Source organism: Microbacterium lacus, from assembly GCF_044794305.1.
GTDB lineage: Bacteria > Actinomycetota > Actinomycetes > Actinomycetales > Microbacteriaceae > Microbacterium > Microbacterium lacus_B.
Genome location: NZ_CP084996.1, coordinates 1,582,953 through 1,602,165, shown reverse-complemented (window position 1 = coordinate 1,602,165; position 19,213 = coordinate 1,582,953). Strand labels below are relative to the sequence as shown.

At 66.8% G+C, this 19,213-nt stretch carries 20 protein-coding genes; 13 read left to right on the top strand and 7 right to left on the bottom strand.

The features are described 5' to 3' along the window. Positions 1 to 120: 120 nt before the first annotated feature. Positions 121 to 291 carry a CsbD family protein gene (locus LG299_RS07805; protein WP_404434536.1) on the bottom strand — a complete coding sequence of 57 codons (171 nt, stop codon included), beginning with the start codon at positions 289 to 291 and terminating at the stop codon, positions 121 to 123. A gap of 225 nt (positions 292 to 516) precedes the next feature. On the opposite strand from LG299_RS07805, the gene LG299_RS07800 reads away from it, so the two are divergent. Genes LG299_RS07800 through LG299_RS07790 form a run of 3 tightly spaced genes read left to right on the top strand, consistent with a single transcriptional unit; the run spans position 517 to position 3,700 of the window. Then, positions 517 to 1,605 (top strand): acyl-CoA dehydrogenase, encoded by a 1,089-nt coding sequence (locus LG299_RS07800; protein ID WP_404434535.1) that lies wholly within the window; start codon positions 517 to 519, stop codon positions 1,603 to 1,605. Then, positions 1,602 to 2,999, top strand: coding sequence for a PIG-L family deacetylase (locus LG299_RS07795; protein ID WP_404434533.1), 1,398 nt, complete (start codon positions 1,602 to 1,604; stop codon positions 2,997 to 2,999). The genes LG299_RS07800 and LG299_RS07795 overlap by 4 nt, the downstream gene beginning before the upstream one ends. Then, positions 2,996 to 3,700, top strand: coding sequence for a glycosyltransferase (locus tag LG299_RS07790; RefSeq protein WP_404434532.1), 705 nt, complete (start codon positions 2,996 to 2,998; stop codon positions 3,698 to 3,700). Before LG299_RS07795 ends, LG299_RS07790 begins: the two co-directional genes overlap by 4 nt. Positions 3,701 to 3,717: 17 nt before the next feature. On the opposite strand, the gene LG299_RS07785 is transcribed toward LG299_RS07790, so the two are convergent. Then, a complete protein-coding gene (locus LG299_RS07785; RefSeq protein WP_404434531.1) occupies positions 3,718 to 4,224 on the bottom strand; it encodes a gluconokinase in 507 nt (168 codons plus the stop codon). Positions 4,225 to 4,251: 27 nt separating this feature from the next. Then, entirely contained in the window at positions 4,252 to 5,301 is a 1,050-nt protein-coding gene (locus LG299_RS07780) for an NADP-dependent oxidoreductase (protein ID WP_404434529.1), read from the bottom strand. A 142-nt stretch (positions 5,302 to 5,443) separates the two neighbouring features. Here LG299_RS07780 and LG299_RS07775 point away from each other — a divergent pair, with 142 nt between their 5' ends. The 5 genes from LG299_RS07775 (at position 5,444) to LG299_RS07755 (ending at position 11,203) form a co-directional block, all read left to right on the top strand. Beyond that, positions 5,444 to 7,552, top strand: a complete 2,109-nt coding sequence (locus LG299_RS07775) for a RecQ family ATP-dependent DNA helicase (RefSeq protein WP_404434527.1) — start codon at positions 5,444 to 5,446, stop codon at positions 7,550 to 7,552. Positions 7,553 to 7,592: 40 nt separating this feature from the next. Further along, a complete protein-coding gene (locus LG299_RS07770) occupies positions 7,593 to 8,303 on the top strand; it encodes a spermidine synthase (protein ID WP_404434526.1) in 711 nt (236 codons plus the stop codon). Between the two features lie 100 nt (positions 8,304 to 8,403). Beyond that, positions 8,404 to 9,234: a tryptophan-rich sensory protein gene (locus LG299_RS07765; RefSeq protein WP_404434525.1), complete on the top strand. Its 831-nt coding sequence runs from the start codon at positions 8,404 to 8,406 to the stop codon at positions 9,232 to 9,234. Next, complete coding sequence (locus tag LG299_RS07760; protein ID WP_404434524.1) at positions 9,231 to 9,596, top strand: VOC family protein; 366 nt, start codon at positions 9,231 to 9,233, stop codon at positions 9,594 to 9,596. The genes LG299_RS07765 and LG299_RS07760 overlap by 4 nt, the downstream gene beginning before the upstream one ends. A gap of 38 nt (positions 9,597 to 9,634) precedes the next feature. After that, positions 9,635 to 11,203, top strand: coding sequence for an L-serine ammonia-lyase, iron-sulfur-dependent, subunit alpha (locus LG299_RS07755; RefSeq protein ID WP_404434523.1), 1,569 nt, complete (start codon positions 9,635 to 9,637; stop codon positions 11,201 to 11,203). A 176-nt stretch (positions 11,204 to 11,379) separates the two neighbouring features. Here the strand turns inward: LG299_RS07755 and LG299_RS07750 are convergent, their stop codons facing one another. Then, a complete protein-coding gene (locus LG299_RS07750; RefSeq protein WP_404434521.1) occupies positions 11,380 to 12,399 on the bottom strand; it encodes a hypothetical protein in 1,020 nt (339 codons plus the stop codon). Between the two features lie 386 nt (positions 12,400 to 12,785). Here LG299_RS07750 and LG299_RS07745 point away from each other — a divergent pair, with 386 nt between their 5' ends. Next, positions 12,786 to 13,241, top strand: coding sequence for an Hsp20/alpha crystallin family protein (locus LG299_RS07745; RefSeq protein WP_404434520.1), 456 nt, complete (start codon positions 12,786 to 12,788; stop codon positions 13,239 to 13,241). A 104-nt stretch (positions 13,242 to 13,345) separates the two neighbouring features. Beyond that, the gene (locus LG299_RS07740) at positions 13,346 to 13,636 is read left to right on the top strand and encodes a DUF4287 domain-containing protein (protein ID WP_404434519.1); all 291 of its coding nucleotides are present in this window, start codon (positions 13,346 to 13,348) and stop codon (positions 13,634 to 13,636) included. Between the two features lie 24 nt (positions 13,637 to 13,660). Here the strand turns inward: LG299_RS07740 and LG299_RS07735 are convergent, their stop codons facing one another. Further along, positions 13,661 to 14,101 carry a MarR family winged helix-turn-helix transcriptional regulator gene (locus tag LG299_RS07735; RefSeq protein WP_404434517.1) on the bottom strand — a complete coding sequence of 147 codons (441 nt, stop codon included), beginning with the start codon at positions 14,099 to 14,101 and terminating at the stop codon, positions 13,661 to 13,663. A gap of 35 nt (positions 14,102 to 14,136) precedes the next feature. Here LG299_RS07735 and LG299_RS07730 point away from each other — a divergent pair, with 35 nt between their 5' ends. Continuing rightward, on the top strand, positions 14,137 to 15,954 hold the full coding sequence (locus LG299_RS07730) for a DUF2207 domain-containing protein (protein ID WP_404434515.1): 1,818 nt from the start codon (positions 14,137 to 14,139) through the stop codon (positions 15,952 to 15,954). A gap of 33 nt (positions 15,955 to 15,987) precedes the next feature. On the opposite strand, the gene LG299_RS07725 is transcribed toward LG299_RS07730, so the two are convergent. Both LG299_RS07725 and LG299_RS07720 read right to left on the bottom strand, forming a co-directional pair. After that, a complete protein-coding gene (locus LG299_RS07725) occupies positions 15,988 to 16,965 on the bottom strand; it encodes a phospholipase (RefSeq protein WP_404434514.1) in 978 nt (325 codons plus the stop codon). A 141-nt stretch (positions 16,966 to 17,106) separates the two neighbouring features. After that, entirely contained in the window at positions 17,107 to 17,691 is a 585-nt protein-coding gene (locus LG299_RS07720; protein ID WP_404434513.1) for a helix-turn-helix domain-containing protein, read from the bottom strand. 104 nt (positions 17,692 to 17,795) lie between these two features. On the opposite strand from LG299_RS07720, the gene speB reads away from it, so the two are divergent. Together speB and LG299_RS07710 are read left to right on the top strand one after the other, a co-directional pair. Next, positions 17,796 to 18,791, top strand: a complete 996-nt coding sequence (speB, locus tag LG299_RS07715) for an agmatinase (RefSeq protein WP_404434512.1) — start codon at positions 17,796 to 17,798, stop codon at positions 18,789 to 18,791. After that, complete coding sequence (locus LG299_RS07710; protein WP_404434511.1) at positions 18,791 to 19,186, top strand: YybH family protein; 396 nt, start codon at positions 18,791 to 18,793, stop codon at positions 19,184 to 19,186. The genes speB and LG299_RS07710 overlap by 1 nt, the downstream gene beginning before the upstream one ends. The last annotated feature ends 27 nt before the right edge of the window (positions 19,187 to 19,213 follow it).

Sequence of the window (19,213 nt, the reverse complement as noted above, 5' to 3'; positions counted from 1 at the left end):
GCCAGTTGAATCGATCGAGGACCCGTACGTTTTTCTTTGTCCTGTCGGCGGGGAAAGCCCGGCAGCGGCCGGGAACGTTTCTGTTCCCGGCCGCTGCGAACCGATACCGAAGGTGAAGGGTTACTTGAAAGCGTCCTTGACGTTTTCGCCGGCCTTCTTCATCTTGGCTTCTGCTTGGTCGCCGTGACCCTCGGCCTCGAGGCGTTCGTTGTCGGTAGCCTTCCCCGTCGCCTCTTTGGCTTTGCCGCCGAGGTCCTGAGCGGCGTTCTTGATCTTGTCGTCGACACCCATGAAGGTCTCCTTCTGTGATCGCCACGCGGCTGATGGTGCGCGACTCGTGTCTCTAGTTGACGCCCTCTGACGCCTGCGATCGAGGGGGTTGACAACGCGTTCGAGGAGTGATCACTGCGACCTGCCACGTCGCCGTGGACCCGGCTAGACCACCCTGCGCGCGCTTGTCAAGGGGCGCACATCGGGGCGCGCCTCGACCTACTCTCATCGAAAGAGGAGAACGCGATGGTTGCCACTGCGCTCGCCGCGACGGGAGAAGACAGTCCGCTCGTCGCCCAGGCGATCTCTGCCGCGCGCTCGATCGACGGTTTCGGCGTCGATGTCGCCGCCACTCTCTCCTGGTGCGTCGAGGTGGGCAAGTCCGCCCCGTTCATCGGCTACGGGCGCACGCGCGAGCTGTGGGAACTTCTCGCTGCCACCGCGGCCGTCGATGTCGCCGCTGCGCGGATGCTCGAGCCCCACCTTGACGCGCTGAGCATTCTTCGGCAGGCGGCATCCGCATTCGATCATGACTCCGCCTTCGATAAAGACAACGTGTGTGACGGTGTGGGTGCAGACGCCGAGTCGACCTGGGGTGTCTTCGCTGCCGAAGGCGCCGCAGGTAAGACCCTCGTGGCGCGACACAGTGCGGACGGGTGGCGGCTGAACGGAACCAAGCCCTGGTGTTCGCTCGCGACCCACCTCACGCACGCCCTCGTGACCGCGTCGGTCGACGGAGGGCGCCAGATGTTCGCGGTCAACCTGCGCGATGCCGGGGTGCGACCGCACGCCGGACCCTGGGTTGCGCGCGGTCTGCAGAATGTGGTGAGCGCCGACGTCGACTTTCACGATGTTCCCGCCATTCCGGTCGGCGACGCCGGATGGTACCTCCAGCGTCCCGGGTTCGCGTGGGGAGGTATTTCGGTCGCCGCGTGCTGGTGGGGAGCCGCAGCGCCTCTCACCGATTCGCTTCTGGGCGCGGCTCAGTCCGAGCGCGCCGATCAGGTCGCCCTCGTGCACCTCGGGACCGTCGACGAGGCGATGTGGTCAGCGCGTAGCGTTCTGGTCGAAGCGGCCGGACTCATTGACGACGGCGGGTCGGCGGTCATCGGTGAACGCCTGTTGGCGAACCGCGTGCGCGGCACCGTCTTCTCTGCCGCGACGCGCGCATTGAGCGAGGCGGATGCTGCGCTCGGCCCCCTCCCGTTGGTTGCTGACGAGCGGCACGCGCGGAGGATCGCCGACCTGCACCTGTATCTGCGACAGCACCACGGTGTGCGCGATACCGAGCGGATCGGCCGTGCCCTCGTCGAGGCGGCGGGTGAATCGCAGTGACGTTCACACATCTCGAATCGGGCACCTCGGAGCACGTGTGGGCGAGCGATGAGCGCATGCGGCGCGTTCGACCGTTGGATGCCGCGGCCATCGATCATCTGATCGTGGTGTCCGCTCATCCTGACGACGAGACCCTCGGCGCGGCGGGCATCATGCAGCGGGTGAGCGCGGCGGGCGGGCGAGTGACGGTCATCGTTGCGACCGACGGCGAGGCATCCCACCCCCACTCGACGACCCACACTCCGGCGGATCTTCGCTCGATCAGGCGCAGAGAGGTCCGGCATGCGGCGGACGCCCTGGCTCCCGGCTGCGACCTCCACTTTCTCGGGCTTCCTGATGGTGGGCTGCGCGAGCGTACGCGCGAGCTCGAAGATGTGCTCGCTGCAATGGTCGAGGTCATCTCTCATGATCTGCCGCACACCACGTTCGTCGCGCCCTGGTCGGGCGACGGGCATCGGGACCACCGCGTCACCGCGGAGTGCGTCGCGCGTGTCGCGTCGGCGACCGGCATCTGCCACCTCGGCTACCCGATCTGGCTCTGGCACTGGGGGCGTCCGGACGATGTGCCGTGGGAGGTTGCGGTCGGGCTCGAGCTGGTGGAAGCGGAACGTTCGGGCAAGGGCCGCGCGCTCAGCATGCACGTCTCGCAGACCTCACCGCTTTCAGCCGCGCCGGGCGACGAGGCGATCATTTCCGACGACATGAAGGCGCACTTCTCGCGTCCCATCGAGCTGTTCATCGTCGAATCGACGGATGTCAGCGAGTCGGCCGCCACCAAGGCGCTCACCACTCAGTCGCTCAACAGTGAGTGGTTCGACGACTTCTACAAACGCAACGATGACGACCCTTGGGGCTTCGAGACGCGGTGGTACGAAGAGCGCAAGCGCGCGGTGCTGATGGCTTCCCTCACCACGCACCGACTCGGAAAAGTCCTCGAAATCGGATGCTCGACCGGTCACATCACACGCGAGCTGGCGGCCCGCGCCGATCACGTCCTCGCGCTAGATGCCTCCGAGGCGGCGCTGGAGGTGGCGCAGGAGCGCCTAGCGTCACCCTCGGTCACACTCACGCACGGCCACGTCCCCGACGACTGGCCCGGCGGTTCCTTCGACACGATCGTCTTCTCGGAGGTCGGCTACTACCTTTCGGTCGACGATCTCGAGCGCACGATCGAGCTGATCGACGCGGCACTGTCCGAGGGCGGCCATCTCGTTGCCTGCCACTGGCGACACCCGGTCGTCGCATATCCGCAGACGGGCGATTCCGTCCACGCCGCGCTACGCGCTCATCACGCGTGGGAGCGGCTCGTACTCCACGAAGAAGAAGATTTCGTGCTCGAGGTGTTCGGTCGCAGACCCACCGTCTCGGTGGCACGCAGGGAGGGCATCGCGTGAGCCGGTCGAGTATCACAGCCGTCGTCGTGGTCGTGCCCGTCCACGACGAGCAGGCACTGCTGGGGCGTTGCCTGGACTCGATCGCGGTTGCTGTCGCCGCTGTCGATCTTCCGACTCACGTGGAGGTGGTGATGGATGCCTGTAGCGACGACTCTGCGGTGATCGCGGCCGGCTACCCCTTTGCCGTGAGCCATATCGACGCGCACCTCGTGGGCCGTGCGCGCGCCCACGGAGTCGAGGCCGCGCTCGCCGCGCACGCGCGTGTACCCGAGCGCCGCGTGTGGATTGCGAACACCGACGCTGACTCGGTTGTGCCAGCGAATTGGCTGACGGTTCAGCTCGAGCTCGCCAAGGCTGGAGCCGATGTCGTGATCGGCACTGTCCGGCCTGAGTTCGACGACCTCCACCCGCGCCACCAGCAGCACTGGCTCAGTACACATATACCTGGACAGCCCAACGGCCATACTCACGGCGCGAACCTCGGCATCCGCGCCAGTGCCTACCGTGCCGTCGGCGGCTTCGCCGAGCTGCCCGAACACGAAGACGTCGGCCTGGTCCAGGCGTGCCGCCACGCGGGTGTCGCGATCGCCGAGAGCGATGCTGCCGAAGTGCTCACATCGGGGCGCACGGTCGGCCGCACGCCCGGCGGCTACGCCGGTTACCTCCGCGCGCAAGCGGAGATGCTGGGGGCGAAGCGCTGACCGTGGCGGTGTGTCCGTCAGGTCTTGATGCTCTTGATCGCCTCAGCGATCACCATCTCGGGCGCGGGCTCCACGTCAATCCGGACCCCGGGTTCGTCGGCCTCGAGCGGTTCGAGGGTCGCCAGTTGCGAGTGCAGCAGGGCAGGGGGCATGAAGTGGTTCGCGCGGGCGGCGGCGCGTGCGCGCAGCAGGGCTGGGTCGGCGTCGAGAAAGATGAAGAAGGCGTCGGATGCAGCATCCCGAATCTGATCCCGATACCGCCGCCGCAGCGCGGAACACGCGATCACGAGACCTCGTTCGGCGTTGGCGAGTGCCTCGCCGACGAGGGTCAGCCAGGGTGCGCGGTCGTCGTCGGTGAGGGCTTCGCCGCCGGCCATCTTGGTGACATTTGAGGGCGGATGCAAGTCATCGGCGTCGACGAAGGGGATGCCGAGGGCCTCGGCGACACCCTTTGCCACGGTCGACTTGCCGGCCGCAGAAACCCCCATCACGACGATGCGGGGTGGGGCGGATGTCGCGGTCACGCTTGCCAGCGTAGCGAGCGCGCCGTTCTACCGTGCGGCGACGGGAACCGGCCCGGTCATCGCGCGGCGCAGGTCGTCTTGCTGATCGCTGATGCGGTCTTGCACATCGCGGGCCTTGAGCGTGCGGTAGGTGGTGACCGGACGCGTGGCGAGCACGATCTTTCCGCGTGAGTGCAGGCGCGCGAGGTCTTCGAACGCGTCGATGATGTCGTCGAGGGGGTAGAGGCCGGACACGAGCATGCGAAACGCGCCCTGACCGAGCAGTGCCGTGAGTTTGGTGAGTTGCGCGGTGCCGTGCGCGATCGACGCCGGGTCGTCCTGCAGAAGCCGCAACTCGACCTCGCGGCGGTACTCGCTCGATCGGTATTTGGCCTCGAGCACTCCGAGGGCTTCGGCGATGTCGGCGCCGTCTTTGCCGAAGTTGTCGATGAACGCCGTCACCGGGCCCCCTGCGGCGCGGCGGATGCGCTCGACCATGTCGTCGCCGTACTTGACCGGCGACACCCCGATCTGGCGGAGGTAGTCGAAGTTGCGCTCGCCGCAGGTGCCGATCACGCGCGCGCCACGCTGCTTGGCGAGCTGCACCTGAAGGCTGCCGACGCCGCCGGCTGCGGCCGAGACCACGATCACGTCGCCCGGGCCGATGCGCAGTTCGTCGAGGATATCGAGCGCTGTCGCGCCCGCCAGGTAGAGGCTGCCGGCGACTTCCCACTCGATGCTCTTCGGTTTGGTGACCAGGGCGCCGGCGGGCACGGTGATGTGGGTCGCATGCGCGCCCGTGCGGGTGTAGCCGATGACTTCGGACCCGACCTTGAAGGCGGTGGTTCCGGCGCCGACGGCCGTGACGACGCCCGCGAAGTCACTGCCGGACCGGCGGGGCCAGGGGAGGTCCGACCAGGTCTGCTCTTTGCCGTTGCGCAGGAACGCGTCCATGTGGTTGATGGCCGTGGTCATCACCTCGACCGTGACGTGGCCCGGGCCCGGTTCATCGAGCGGGCCCGACACGCGTTGGAGCACATCGGCGTCTCCGTACTCGACGTACTCGTACCAGGCTGCGTCGCGAACCTTGCGTGCCATGATCCTCACCATCTCTGGTCGTAGGTAAATGCCGTTGCATCTGTGTATTCGGCGCCGACGGTGGTTTTGGATGCAGCGAACCGCCGCGAATCTCCCGAGTGCATGAGATGTCGCTGTCGGCGGGTGCTGACACACTCAGGGGGTGACAGACACCACCCGCGCAGAGGCGCTCGAGATTTTGCGCACCCTCGTAGGGCGCGACGACGCCGACTTTCACGAGGGTCAGTTCGAAGCGATCGAGACCCTCGTCGATGATCACCGCCGCGCATTGGTGGTGCAGCGCACAGGGTGGGGCAAGTCCGCGGTGTACTTCGTCGCGACCCTGTTGCTTCGTCGTCGTGGCGCGGGGCCTACCGTGCTCGTCTCGCCCCTGCTCGCCCTCATGCGCGATCAGATCTCGGCGGCCGAGCGCGCCGGAGTGCGGGCCGTCGCGATCAACTCGACCAACGCACACGAGTGGACAGAGGTTCTCGACCGCCTGAACCGCGACGAAGTCGACGTTCTGCTGCTCTCGCCCGAGCGGCTCAACAACCCGGCATTCCGCGATGAGCAGTTGCCTGCGTTGGTGGAACGCATGGGGATGCTTGTGGTCGATGAGGCCCACTGCATCAGTGACTGGGGCCACGACTTCCGTCCCGACTACCGTCGGCTCGGAGACCTCATTCGACGGATGCCTCCGGGCGTGCCGATTCTCGCCACGACCGCTACGGCCAACAGCCGAGTCGTGACCGATGTCGCCGAGCAGCTCGGCGGGGCCGCCGATGAAGACGTCGAGGTTGTGACCATCCGCGGTCCGCTCGCCCGCGCCTCACTTCGGCTCGGCGTTCTCCGCCTGCCCGATGCGAAGACCCGCCTGGCCTGGTTGCTCACCCACCTCGGTGACCTCCCCGGCTCGGGCATCATCTACAGCCTCACCGTCAACGGCGCCGAAGACACCGCCCGCCTGCTCCGCGAGGCGGGCCACGCCGTCCGCGCGTACACCGGGCAGACCGACCCCGCGGAGCGCGAGCGGTCGGAGGCGATGCTCAAGCACAACGAGGTCAAGGCCCTCGTCGCGACCAGCGCGCTGGGCATGGGTTTCGACAAGCCCGACCTCGGCTTCGTCGTGCACCTCGGGGCTCCGTCGTCGCCCGTCGCCTACTACCAACAGGTCGGCCGCGCGGGCCGTGCGACCGAGAACGCCGATGTGTTGCTGCTGCCGGGCACCGAAGACCCCGAGATCTGGAAGTATTTCGCCACGACCTCGATGCCCACGCAGGATCGCGCCGAGCGAGTGATCGCGGCCCTGAATGCCGAGAGCGGCTCGCCGCTGTCGACCCCCGCCCTCGAGGCGCTGGTCGACATCCGCCGCACACCGCTCGAGCTCCTGCTGAAGGTGCTCGACGTCGATGGCGCAGTCCACCGGGTGCGCGGGGGATGGGTGTCGACCGGCCAGCCGTGGACGTATGACGCCGAGCGCTACGAACGCATCGCGGCCGCGCGCACGGTCGAGCAGCAGGCGATGATCGACTACGAGCAGACCACGGGCTGCCGCATGGAGTTTCTGCAGCGCAGCCTCGACGATGCCACCGCCGCGCCGTGCGGACGATGCGACAACTGTGCTGGGGTGTGGTTCGAGGGCGATGTCGCGGCGACGGCCGAAGCATCCGCCACAGCATCTTTGGCACGCGTCGGAGTGCCGATCGAACCGCGGGCGCAGTGGCCGACCGGTGCCGACAGCCAGGGTGTTCCGATGAAGGGGCGCATCGCGGTCGGCGATCGGATGGAAGAGGGCCGTGCCCTCGCGCGGCTCACCGACCTCGGCTGGGGCGGCGCGCTGCGCACGGTGTTCGCCGAGTCGTCGCTCGATGCGCCGGTGACGACAGCGATGCGGGATGCTGCGGCCCGCGTGCTCGGCGACTGGGGGTGGGCAGAGCGCCCGGTCGCGGTGGTGGCGATGCCGTCTCGGCGTCGTCCGCAGCTGATCGAGTCGCTCGCGCAGGGGCTCGCGGCCGTGGGCCGGTTGCCGTATCTCGGGGTGCTCGGCACTCGTGGCGGAGGCCCCTCCGGCCAGCCGGGAGGCAACAGTGTGTACCGGCTCGCCGGACTGTGGGACCGCTTCGACGCGAGTGGGCTAGAGCTTCCGTCCGGTCCGATCTTGCTGGTCGACGACATCGCCGACAGCCGGTGGACACTGACCGTGGCTTCCCGCGAGCTCCGGTGTGCGGGCGCCGACGCCGTGTTGCCCTTCGCGCTCGCCCTGCGCGGATGAGCGCGCTGAGTAGGGTGAGCAGCAACGGGAAGGCGCTCACATGATCGCGCGGTTCGAAGAGCTTGATTGGCAGCTGACCCCGATGGGCGACCTGACGTTGCGCCGCCGGTTCGAGCCCGCGGCGAGCCAAGAGATCTACGAGGTCAAACTTGGCGACGAATACTTGATGTCGAGTCTGTTCACCGTTGCCGAAGTGGCGCTCGCTGATCTGGGCCTCGCGGCAGTCACGACCGAGAAGATCGACGTCCTCGTCGGCGGCCTGGGCCTCGGCTACACCGCGGTCGCCGCGCTCCGCGACCCGCGCGTCACGTCCCTGACGGTGATCGACCGCCTCGCAGCCGTGATCGGGTGGCATGAACGGATGCTTCTTCCGGCAGCATCCGACCTCGTCACCGACGCCCGCACGAGCCTGGTGTGCGACGACTTCTTCGCCGTCATGCGCGCCGCACCTGCGCCTGATCACGCGGGGTACGATGCCATCCTGCTGGACGTCGATCACTCGCCTCGCCACCAGCTCGACGCCACTCACGCCGATCTCTACACGGTGAACGGCCTCCGCGCCCTCGATCGCCACCTGCGCCCGCGGGGGGTGTTCGCGCTCTGGTCGGATGACCCGCCCGATGCAGAGTTCATGGTGAAGATGCGCGCGGTCTTCGACGACTGCGCCGCGCACGTGGTCGAGTTCGACAACCCGGTCACCGGCGGTGTCTCGTCCAACACGGTCTTCGTTGGGGTGACTCGAAAGCGCTGACGGAGGCACATCCGAGCAATTCCCGCAAGGCGCCCCACCATCCCGCCGAACGTGATTCGCTAGAGGAAGTTCCTCGCACGTTCCCCCAAGGAGAGCCCCCATGTCCAGCGTGAAAACCCCCACACACACGGAAGCTCAGCCCACGACCGCCGACCGCGTCCGCCAGATCACCGTGATCACAGGCTCGGTCGTCGCCATCGTCGGCGCCTTCCTCGGCTCGGGTGCCGCGGGCGGCACGACGGTGCAGGATGCCGGGGGTGGAGCCTTTGCCGCCGACGCAACGCTCCTCTCCCCATTCACCACGGCCTTCTCGATCTGGTCGGTCATTTACGCCGGCCTGGTCGCTTACGCGATCTGGCAGGCATTCCCTCGGAACGCAGCATCCGCCCGCCACCGTTCCATCGGATGGTGGGTGCTCCTATCGATGCTGCTCAACGCGGTGTGGATTCTCGTCGTGCAGGCGGGTCTCGTCCCGCTGTCGCTGCTCGTGATCGTGTTACTTCTCGCCGTGCTCATCCGGATCTTTGTCACGCTGCAGCAGATTCCCGGTCGGGGAATCGTCGAGGCGATCGTCGTCGATGGCACTCTCGGGCTGTATCTCGGCTGGGTCATGATCGCCACGGTCGCGAACGTCGCTTCGGTGCTGGTCGCGGCGGGCTTCGACGGCTTCGGAATCTCGCCCGATCTCTGGGGCGTCGTCATCCTGGTCGTTGCCGGTGCGATTTCGGTGGCGCTGGCTTTCTGGGGCAGGGGTCGACTCACTCCCGCGATCGCCACAGCGTGGGGTGTCTTCTGGATCGGCGTCGCTCGCACGACCGATGAGCCGGCATCGTCTGCCGTGGGCACCACCGCGTTCATCGTTGCGGGCGTGATCGTGTTGGCTGCGCTCGTGTTCCGCGCGAGCGCCCTGCGTCAGGTCCCCGAGGCATGAGACTCGCCCAGGTCGCCCAGCGCGCCGAAGATCTGCAACGAGCTGCGGACTTCTACACGGTGCTGCTCGAGACCACCCCATCGGCGACGTTCGACCTGCCCGGGCTCGTCTTCTTCGACCTCGAGGGGATGCGTCTGCTGATCGACCGCAATGCTCCAAGTTCGCTGATCTATCTGCACGTCCACAACGTGCACGAGACGATCGACCGGCTCGCTGGGCTCGCCGACGTCGTTTCGCCGCCGCACATGATCTTCGCGCACAAGGACGACACGATTGGCCCCGCAGGGCATGAGGAGTGGCAAGCCTTCATCTCGGACTCCGAGGGCAACACCGTCGGCCTGATCGCCTTCCAGTCCGCCTAGTGCTGGGGGAGCACGCGCCGACCGCGTAGCCTGGGGGAGTGAGCGCATACGTCTCGGCGTTCGAGCTGTTCTCCATTGGAGTAGGACCCTCGAGTTCCCACACCGTCGGCCCCATGCGGGCCGCCCTCGACTTCGTTGTGCGCCTTCGCGAGAACGGTCTGCTCGAACAGACCGCCCGCATCACGTGCACGCTGTACGGATCACTCGGCGCAACGGGCATCGGCCACGGGACCCCCGACGCGGTGGTCGCGGGGTTGCGCGGGCTCGCGCCCGAGACGGTGGATCCGGATGCTGTGCGCTCAGCCTGGACCGCGTGGCCCGGGGGTGACCTGCTGCTCGACGAGAGGCATCCGGTTCCCTTCGAGAAGGGCGATATCGCCTTCGCTCCGCGGACACGCCTGCCGGGTCACCCGAATGCGATGACCATCGAGGCGTGGGCGGATGCCGCATCCGGCCCCCCTCGTGCATCCACCAGCGGCGTGCGGTCGACGGGACCCGCCCAGATCTCTGCCCCGGATACCGGCGACGACGGGCTACTTGTCCGCGAGACGTACTACTCGGTCGGCGGCGGATTCATCCGTCGCGATGGTGAGCCGCCGCGCGTGCAGTCCCACGCGTATCCGCTGAACTTCTCCAGCGCCGAAGCGCTGCTCGAGCTGTGCGACGAGCGCGGCATCACGATCGCCGAGGCAGCCCGCATCAACGAAGAGGCGCTCCGCAGCGACGAAGAGATCGCCGCCGGGCTCGACGCGATCTGGGATGCCATGGCCGCGTGCGTCGAAGCAGGACTGCACGCCGACGGAGTATTGCCCGGGATGCTACGGGTCAAGCGGCGCGCGGGAGCGATCCGCGTGCAGCTCGACGAGGCCGAGCAGACCGGGCACCGCGAGCTTCCGGGCGAGTGGCTCGGTGCGTTCGCGCTCGCCGTCAACGAGGAGAACGCAGCCGGTGGTCGAGTCGTTACCGCGCCGACGAACGGCGCCGCGGGGATCCTGCCGGCGGTCGCGATGTATTGGTGGCGGTTCCTTGCCGACTCGGGCCTGGGCGCGGGCAACGCCGTGACCCCCTACGGCGAGTTGGTCGGCAGCGCCCTGCTCGGGTTCGGGGGCCCGGCTCAGCTCACCGCCAACGCCCTCGATGAAGAGGTCGTGGCTGAGGCGAACCGCCGCCGAGGCATCCGTCGCTTTCTGCTCACTGCCACGGCGCTCGGTTCGCTGTTCAAGGCGAACGCCTCGATCTCTGGCGCCGAAGGCGGGTGTCAGGCCGAGGTCGGGTCTGCGTGCGCGATGGCCGCCGCCGGATTGACCGCGGTGATGGGCGGTACTAACCGGCAGATTGAGAACGCCGCCGAGATCGCCATGGAGCACCACCTCGGCCTCACGTGCGACCCGGTCGGTGGACTCGTGCAGATCCCGTGCATCGAACGCAACGCGATCGCTGCCTCGACCGCCGTCACCGCCGCGCGTCTCGCTCTGCGCGGCGACGGCTCTCATTTCGTCTCGCTCGACGCCGTGGTCGAGACCATGCGCCAGACCGGCATCGACATGTCGACGAAGTACAAAGAGACCAGCGAAGGTGGTCTTGCGGTCAACGTCATCGAGTGCTGAGCGGCCCCAGCTGCCGCTGCGCCGCTGCGAGTGTTTCACACCTGGTCGCTTCTTGGGAGTTGATGCGACCATTCGCGACACATCCAGCATCCGAGGCCCGAAGTATGTGTCACACCTGGACTTATGCATGAGCGCGAGGGGACCAGATGGCGAACATTCATCAAGCGCTACATCGCTCAGGCGCGGGTCTCCGGACGCCACCCGCGTCGGACCAACACGGTCGCGACCATCCCGGACGCGCGCGGACCCTCCCCACGGATGTGTCGTGAAGTGAGGCGCACGACCTCCCAACCTTCCGCAGCGTAGGCGGCGTACTTCTCGATGTCGCGGTCCCACTGTCTCTTGGTCGTGCGATGGTGATCTCCTTCTATCTCGACCAGTGTCCGAAACTCGGCGTAGCTGATCTCCGTGATCCCCAGAAGACTGCCGCGACCGTCCCGGATTTCGACATCGAGTTCGGGTTCGGGAAGCCTGTCCGCAAGAGCGTCCAGCCTGAACTCCGTCTCCAGCGGAGATGAGCTACCCACCCGCACGAGTTCGACGGCTTCACGCAGCTTCGCGACTCCGGGGCGTGAGCCGGCGTGTGCCGCACGGCGCAGGTGTTCAACCGATGCGAGTTGCTCGTCAGCTCGCAGTCGCCCGATCGTGTCGCGCGGAATGCGCACGATCGCGTCACCCACAGTGATGAGTTCGCGAACACTCAGTTCGCGCCCGAGCATCGCCCAGGTCGACGCAGGGCTCGACATGCGCAGACCGTTGTGCTCGCGGACGCTGATCAGACCGGGTTGCACTTTGAACCCGCGGATGCTTCGACCCCTCGGCGCGGTGGAGGGCCCGCACACCCCCACATCGAGCGCATCGGTGTGGCTGAGGGGGAGGCCATAGATCACCGCGGCTGTCCGTGACGTGAAGAAGGCTCGGTCAGCCATCACGGCGGTATAGGCGGTGGCCGCTCGAAGGACTGATCTGCGTTGCATCCGATCGCGCGCGAGGGGTTCTTCGCCATCGAGACTTTCAGCGGCAGTGATCGTGCCGAGTGTCGGCGTCGACGCATCCAGGGTTTGCCGGACTCCGTGGAAGGGTGATTCGAGGTCTTTCGCCCGAAGTCGCCGCGCGCTTACTCCGGCCGCGAGGGCATCGGCCCGCAAGAACGTCTCTCCGAGCCCCTCGGGAAGCGGACGGGGAGGTCGAGGCATCCGTCTACCATCGCTGCCACAGCAGGGTCACGCGCTCCAGAGGAGCACTTCGGTGCACAACACTTTCGCCACGGCGCCTGTGGAGGACCGGTATCTCATCACGAATGTGTCAGACCTTGTCGCGTCGCGTCGCGTCGCGCGAAGCGACCATCCCTGACACATCGGCAGAAGTGCGTGTGGGGGATGTGTCGTGAATGGTCGTTTCCGGAGCCCCCATGCGACCAGTTGGCGCACTTCTTCGCGCCAGCGCAGGATGCGACGGCGAAACCTGTCAGGGCACGTTCCCCGAGAGCGAACACCCAACTCTTAGCACTCGCGCTGGCAGAGTGCTAACATTTCTGTAGTTGAGTCGACCACGCTCAACTTTATCGACAGAGAGGAAAACCATGGCCACCTACGACCCCTTCCGCGACCTCGACCGCCTTGCGTCGAGCCTCTTCGACACGCGCCGCGGCCCCCGCCGCATGCCGATGGATCTGTACCGGGACGGCGACCACTACGTCCTCAGCGCCGACCTGCCGGGCATCGACCCGGGTTCGGTCGATATTGATGTGGACGGCCAGCTCCTGACCATCCGGGCCGAGCGCACCCTGCCGTCCGGTGACGGAGTGGATTGGATCACCCGCGAGCGCGAGGGTGCGAGCTTTCTGCGGCAGCTCAATCTCGGCCAGGGCGTCGACACCGAACGCATCGCCGCGAGCTACAGCAACGGCGTGCTGAGCGTGACGATCCCTGTGAGCGAGAGGGCGAAGCCGCGCAAGATCGCTGTGGCGACCGACAGTGACGGCTCGATCATCCAGGCTCACGAGAACAGTGACGCCCCGCAACCGGTCGACCAGTAGTATCTCCACACGAATGCCCTCTCCGTGATCGGAGAGGGCATTCGTCACGCAGGGAGTACGGTCTAGGCTGTCTGCATCCGCTCGTAACTCCCGGAGGCTGGCTCATGTCATTCCAGGCATACCTCGACAACATCGAGGGCAAGACCGGGCTCACGCCTCGCCAGTTCCTCGACCTCGCTGCCGAGAAGGGCTTCGGTCCCGGCACCAAAGCGGGCGAGATCGTCACGTGGCTCGGCGCAGACTACGGCCTCGGCCGAGGCCACGCGATGGCGCTTGTGCATGTGATCACCAAGGGTCCGCAGATCGACTCGAAGCACGTGGCGACAGGGACGACGCATTCGGATGCCTCTGACACGCTGTGGCTCGACGGCAAAGCGACCAACCCCGCGGTTTAGAACCGGCCACGAACTCGCGGTAGCTCAACAGCCGGTCGGCGGGGTGCGAAGCTTCGCCGTCAGGTCACGGAGCTGCGCCAGTTCGGCGTCGGTCAGGATCGACATCCGCTCGGCGATTGATGCTCCGTGCGCGGTCGCGAGTCGGCGAAACTCGGCGGCACCTCTATCGGTCGCGCTCACCAACGAGCCCCGGCCGTCGTCGGGGTCGGCGCACTTCGAAATCAGGCCGCGGGCAACCATGCGTTCGACGAGGCGTGACACGCTCGGCTGACTGATCAGCATGTTTGCGGTGACATCGCGCAGTCGCGCAGTCATCTCGGGTGACCGGGTCACAGTGAGGAGGACGTCATACTCGGCCTGCGAAAGTCCGGTGTCGTCGAAGTCACCGGCGATCTCGGCGAACACCTCGTACTGAGCGCGAAAAAGGCTCTCCCAGGCGTCGATGGCGAGGCGGCGGTCGGTCACAGACACAAGAGTACGGCGAACTCTAGGCTGAGGGCATGACCGGTCGATTCCGCGGCACGCTCCGTAAGGCGATCGTGGCGCTGGCGGCCGTCGCCATCCCGCTGATCCTCGTTGCGTGCAGTGTCAACGTGTCGTTCGACGCAGACCCCGCGCCGCCGGTGTCGAGCGACGTGAATGCGTTCACGTTCGCGAGCCTCGACGTCGAGTATGAGCTCTCTCGCGCCGAGGACGGTACGAGCAGACTCCGCGTGGTGGAGCGGTTCGTGGCCGACTTTCCGGACTACGACCAGAACCGCGGCATGCGCAGGGCTATCCCCGATTCGTACCTGGGCGTGCCGCTGCATCCCGAGCTCGTCTCGATCACCGACGAGAACGGCGCGGAGCGCGAAAGTGAAACCGACTCCGAAGACGGCTACTACTCGATGACCTCGCGCGCGGATGACTACGTGCAAGGGCGCCAGACGTACGTCTTCGAGTACACGCTCGAGAACGTCACGCGGTTCTTCCGCAACACGCGCGTGGACGAGTTCTACTGGAACGTCAACGGCACCGAGTGGCAACAGCCGTTCGGCCGGGTCACGGCGCGTTTGTCGATGGACACCGACCTCGCCGACGCGCTCACCGGCGATGGATTCTGCTACGTCGGGTATGAGGGATCGACCGACCTATGTTCATTCGTGATGGATGCTGCCACCGGCGAGATCCGTGCTGAAGCGGGGGCAGTTCTGCCCTACCAAACGGTCACGGTGGCGGTCGCGTTCGAGCAGGGGACGTTCGCGGAGTTCGACGATTCGTACCTCGCTTCACCGTGGGGCTGGCTGCAGGGTATCGCCGGGCTGGGTGTTGCCGGAGCGCTGACGGCGGCAGGCGTCACCCGGGCGCGGCGGCTGCGAGATGAGCCCGGCAGACCGACGATCATCGCCGAGTACACCCCTCCGCCGGAGATAGATGCGCTCGAGAGCGCCGTGCTGCTGAACCTCCCCGCCAAGGCGATTCCGGCCGAGGTCCTCGAGCAGGCGGTGGTCGGCAGCATCCGGATCATCGAAGGCGAACGTCGCTGGTTCGGCGGGACGAAACTCATTGCCGAGCTGATCGATCCGTCGAAAGCCGACGGAGACGGCATCATGCTGCTCGAAGGCCTCTTCCCCTACGGAGTGCCGGGCGAGCAGTACGAATTCGGGCGGCAAGACACGCGCCTGTCGAACGCAGCGCAGAAGATACTCAAGGCTGCCGCGAGCGAGCTCGACCGGAGGGGTCTGCGTCGCAAGGTGCCCGGTATGGCGCGGGCGTGGCCGGTCATCATCTCGACGCTGTCGACCATACTCGTGTTCATTCTCGGCTTCCTGGCGCTCGACAACGGGGTGAGTCCGGTTCTCCCGCTGTCGCTCATGGCCGCCGCGATCATCGTGGAGTTCATCGTGATCGGTATGGTCTCTCGCAAGCCGCTGACCGCAAAGGGTGCAGAGGTGCGCGACCACCTCGAGGGGCTCAAGATCTTCATCGAGTGGGCGGAGGCCGACCGAATCCGGATGTTGCAGTCGCCAGCGGGCGCCGAGCGCGTACCCGTCGATTCGACCGACCCGCGCGAGAAGCTCAAGCTCTACGAGAAGCTCCTGCCCTACGCCGTGGTGTTCGGCCAAGAGAAGGAGTGGGCGAAGCAACTTGCTGTGCTCTACGGCGACGGGTCGCCGCGTTGGTACGCAGGCTCGAGCGGGTTCAACGCCGCAGCGTTCTCGTCCGGGATCTCGACGCTGTCAGCCAGCACCGCGTCATCGTCCTCGACCTCAGGAGGGTCGGGTGGCGGCGGGAGCGCGGGCGGTGGGGGAGGCGGCGGAGGCGGCGGGGGCGTATAGCCTCGCCGCCGCCTCAGCGCTGAATCCGTACGGTCAGTACCAGCCGACCGACTGCGAGTGGCCCCACGCGCCGCACGGGTTGCCGTAGCGGCCTGAGATGTAGCCCAGACCCCACGCGATCTGCGTCGCGGGGTTGGTCTGCCAGTCTGCGCCAGCCGAGGCCATCTTGCTGCCCGGGAGTGCCTGGGGGATGCCGGTGGCTCCGCTCGAGGCGTTGTAGGCCTGGTAGTTCCAGCCCGACTCCTTGTTCCAGAGTGCGACGAGGCATCCGAACTGGTCCTCTCCCCAGCCGTAGTTCGCGGCCATCATGTCGCGAGCGATGAGCTGAGCGCCCGACGGGTTCGCGGGGGCTCCGGGAGTGGCGCGGGGGACGGATGCTGCCTGAGCGCGCTGCGCCTCGGCTGCGGCCGCTGCGGCGGCAGCTTCTTCTGCGGCCTTCTGGGCTGCGGCCGCTGCGGCGGCTGCCTCTTCGGCGGCCTTGCGGGCTGCTTCTTCGGCGGCGATCTTCGCGGCGATGGCCTCATCGAGGCGCGTGCGAAGATCTGCCACTTGCTCGAGAACGTCATCGGTTGCGGCAGTCGCGGCATCCGTCAGCGCGGGCACGAGAAGTGCGGGCATCATTTCAGCCGCGGCGATGCGATCGATCTCGTCACGGAGGTCGGATGTGTCGATCGTGGTGCTTTCCGTACCCAGGTCGAGCGCGGCGGTAGCGATGTCGTCGCCGATCGTCGTCACCTCGACGAGGGCTGACTTCGCCTCTTCGTGTGCGGCCTCAGCGTCGCGGGAGATATCGCGGAGCGTTGCGGCGCCCGATACTTCGCGCGCGGTGGCGACGGTGGTGGCGCTGGCGGCAGGTGCCGCCGAAGCCTGGGTCACCGCAACAGCGGCGCTGGCCGAGGTCAACCCGGTGAGGGCCACGAGGCCGAGCGCGACACCGAAAGCGGTGGTGCGAGCGGTCGATATCGTGCGAACCGTGCGCAGCGCGCGGCGAGAAATCTGGGGGTGAGTCATGGGGAAAGTAACATCCTTGCGTTCTCAGATGCCGCAGATTCGGCACCCTTGGACGCCCTCGGGATGGGCGCCAAAGACCCCAGCCTTGCGGTGTTGTCTGGACGAAACCTCCAAAACCCCTGATAGGGGCATGCGCGGCGGTCAGGCCGAACCACTCCACGGCGCAGGCACGATCACCCAGATGACCGATGCTGGCGCGCCCCCTTCGACCTTCCAGGTGTGTGGTTCGCGGCCAGGAAACGTGAGCGCGTCGCCCGTGCGCACCCGCACGACCCGGTCAGCGAACCGCATGCTGACGGCGCCTGAGAGGACGTGCAGTACTTCGACGTCGCAGTTGATCGTGTAGAGGTCGGCGCCTCCGTGTGCGTCGGCTGCGAGCTCCGAGCGCAGCAGTTGCACGCGTTGTTCGCCACGGGGTGACATCAGGCGTTCGTCGGTGTGCACCCCGCCCAAATTGATACGAGGTGCGTCGTCAAATGCGATGTGCTGCACCTCCGGCTCGGCGAACAAGGCGCCCACGGGCAATGACAGAACCTGGCACAGCTGCACCAACGTTGCGACGCTCGGCGAGGTTTCATCGCGCTCGACGCGACTGATGAAGCCCTTGCTCAGACCCGTCGTCTCGGCGACCTGCGCAAGCGACATCCCTTGCGCGGTGCGCGCCGCACGAATCTTCGCGCCGATCGGCGTTGCGGCCCCGTCAGCGGCCGGATGGATAGCGCGCATGGGTACTCCTTGCAGCCAAGACCGAAATCAACCCTTGACGACCGCGGGGTCTCGGCGTACCTTGATCGCAGTAGTTGTCTATAGAGTACCGAAAGTTGTCAAATATGCAACCCTCTCGTGAGACGGCTAAAAAGCATTCTCCCGTTCCGCGCGGCCCGGTCGATGCGAGCATCGTGCCGCGCTTCGCCGGCATCGCGACCTTCGCGCGACTTCCCCGTCTCGACGAAGTCGACCGCGCCGACATCGCCGTGGTCGGCGTCCCGTTCGACAGCGGCGTGAGCTACCGCCCTGGTGCGCGGTTCGGTCCGGCGCACGTGCGCGAGGCTTCGCGTCTGCTGCGTCCTTACAACCCTGCGCAGGACGTGTTTCCCTTCGGCGCCCAGCAGGTCGTCGACGCTGGCGACATTGCGGCGAACCCCTTCGACATCACCGCGGCTGTGGCTGAGATCGAGGCTGCGGCGCGAGAACTTCGCATACTCGCCGACCGGCTCGTGGTCATCGGTGGCGACCACACTGTCGCACTGCCGCTCCTGCGCTCGGTGCACGAAGTGCACGGTCCGGTCGCCGTGTTGCACTTCGACGCGCACCTCGACACCTGGGACACGTACTTCGGTGCACCGGTGACCCACGGCACGCCGTTCCGTCGCGCGTCCGAAGAAGGGCTCATCGATCTCGAGGCCAGCATGCACGTCGGCATCCGTGGTCCGCTGTACTCCAAGAGCGACCTCGAAGACGATTCGCGCCTCGGTTTCGCGATCATCACCAGTGAATTCATCGAAGAGCATGGCGTCGAGGCGGCAATCCAGCGCCTTCGTGCTCGCATCGGTAGCGCTCCGCTGTACATCTCGATCGACATCGATGTGCTTGATCCCGCTCACGCACCCGGAACCGGCACCCCTGAAGCGGGAGGACTCACCAGCCGAGAATTGCTCCGGATGCTGCGTGCCCTCAGCGATCTGCACATCGTCGGCGCCGATGTGGTCGAGGTTTCACCGGCCTACGATCACGCCCAACTGACGGCGGTGGCCGCGAGCCACGTCGTCTACGAACTGTTGAGCGCGATGGCGCCCAGAGACCAAAGCGCGGATGGAGCACAGTGATGACGCACGTAACGCCGACCGAAGAAGACGTGCGGGCCGCGGCATCCGCCATCGTCGATGCGTTCGCCGCGACCGACGGCGCGCGCTACTTCTCACTCTTCGCGCCCGAGGCGACCTTCGTTTTTCACACCGAGCCCGAACGGCTCGAGGACCGCGCGGCCTACGAGGCGCTGTGGCAGGAGTGGGTGGCGAGCGGCTGGCGAGTGACCTCATGCACATCAAGCGACCCGCACGTGCAGGTGCTCCCGGGCGGTGCCGTCTTCGCACACTCCGTCAGCACGTCGGTCGACACCGCCGACGGCCCCGAATCGTACCGCGAGCGCGAAACCATCGTGTTCCGCGCCGAGGGTGACGCACTCATCGCCATCCACGAACACCTCTCACCGCAACCCTGACCCGACCGTCCCACCCTTGACCCGACC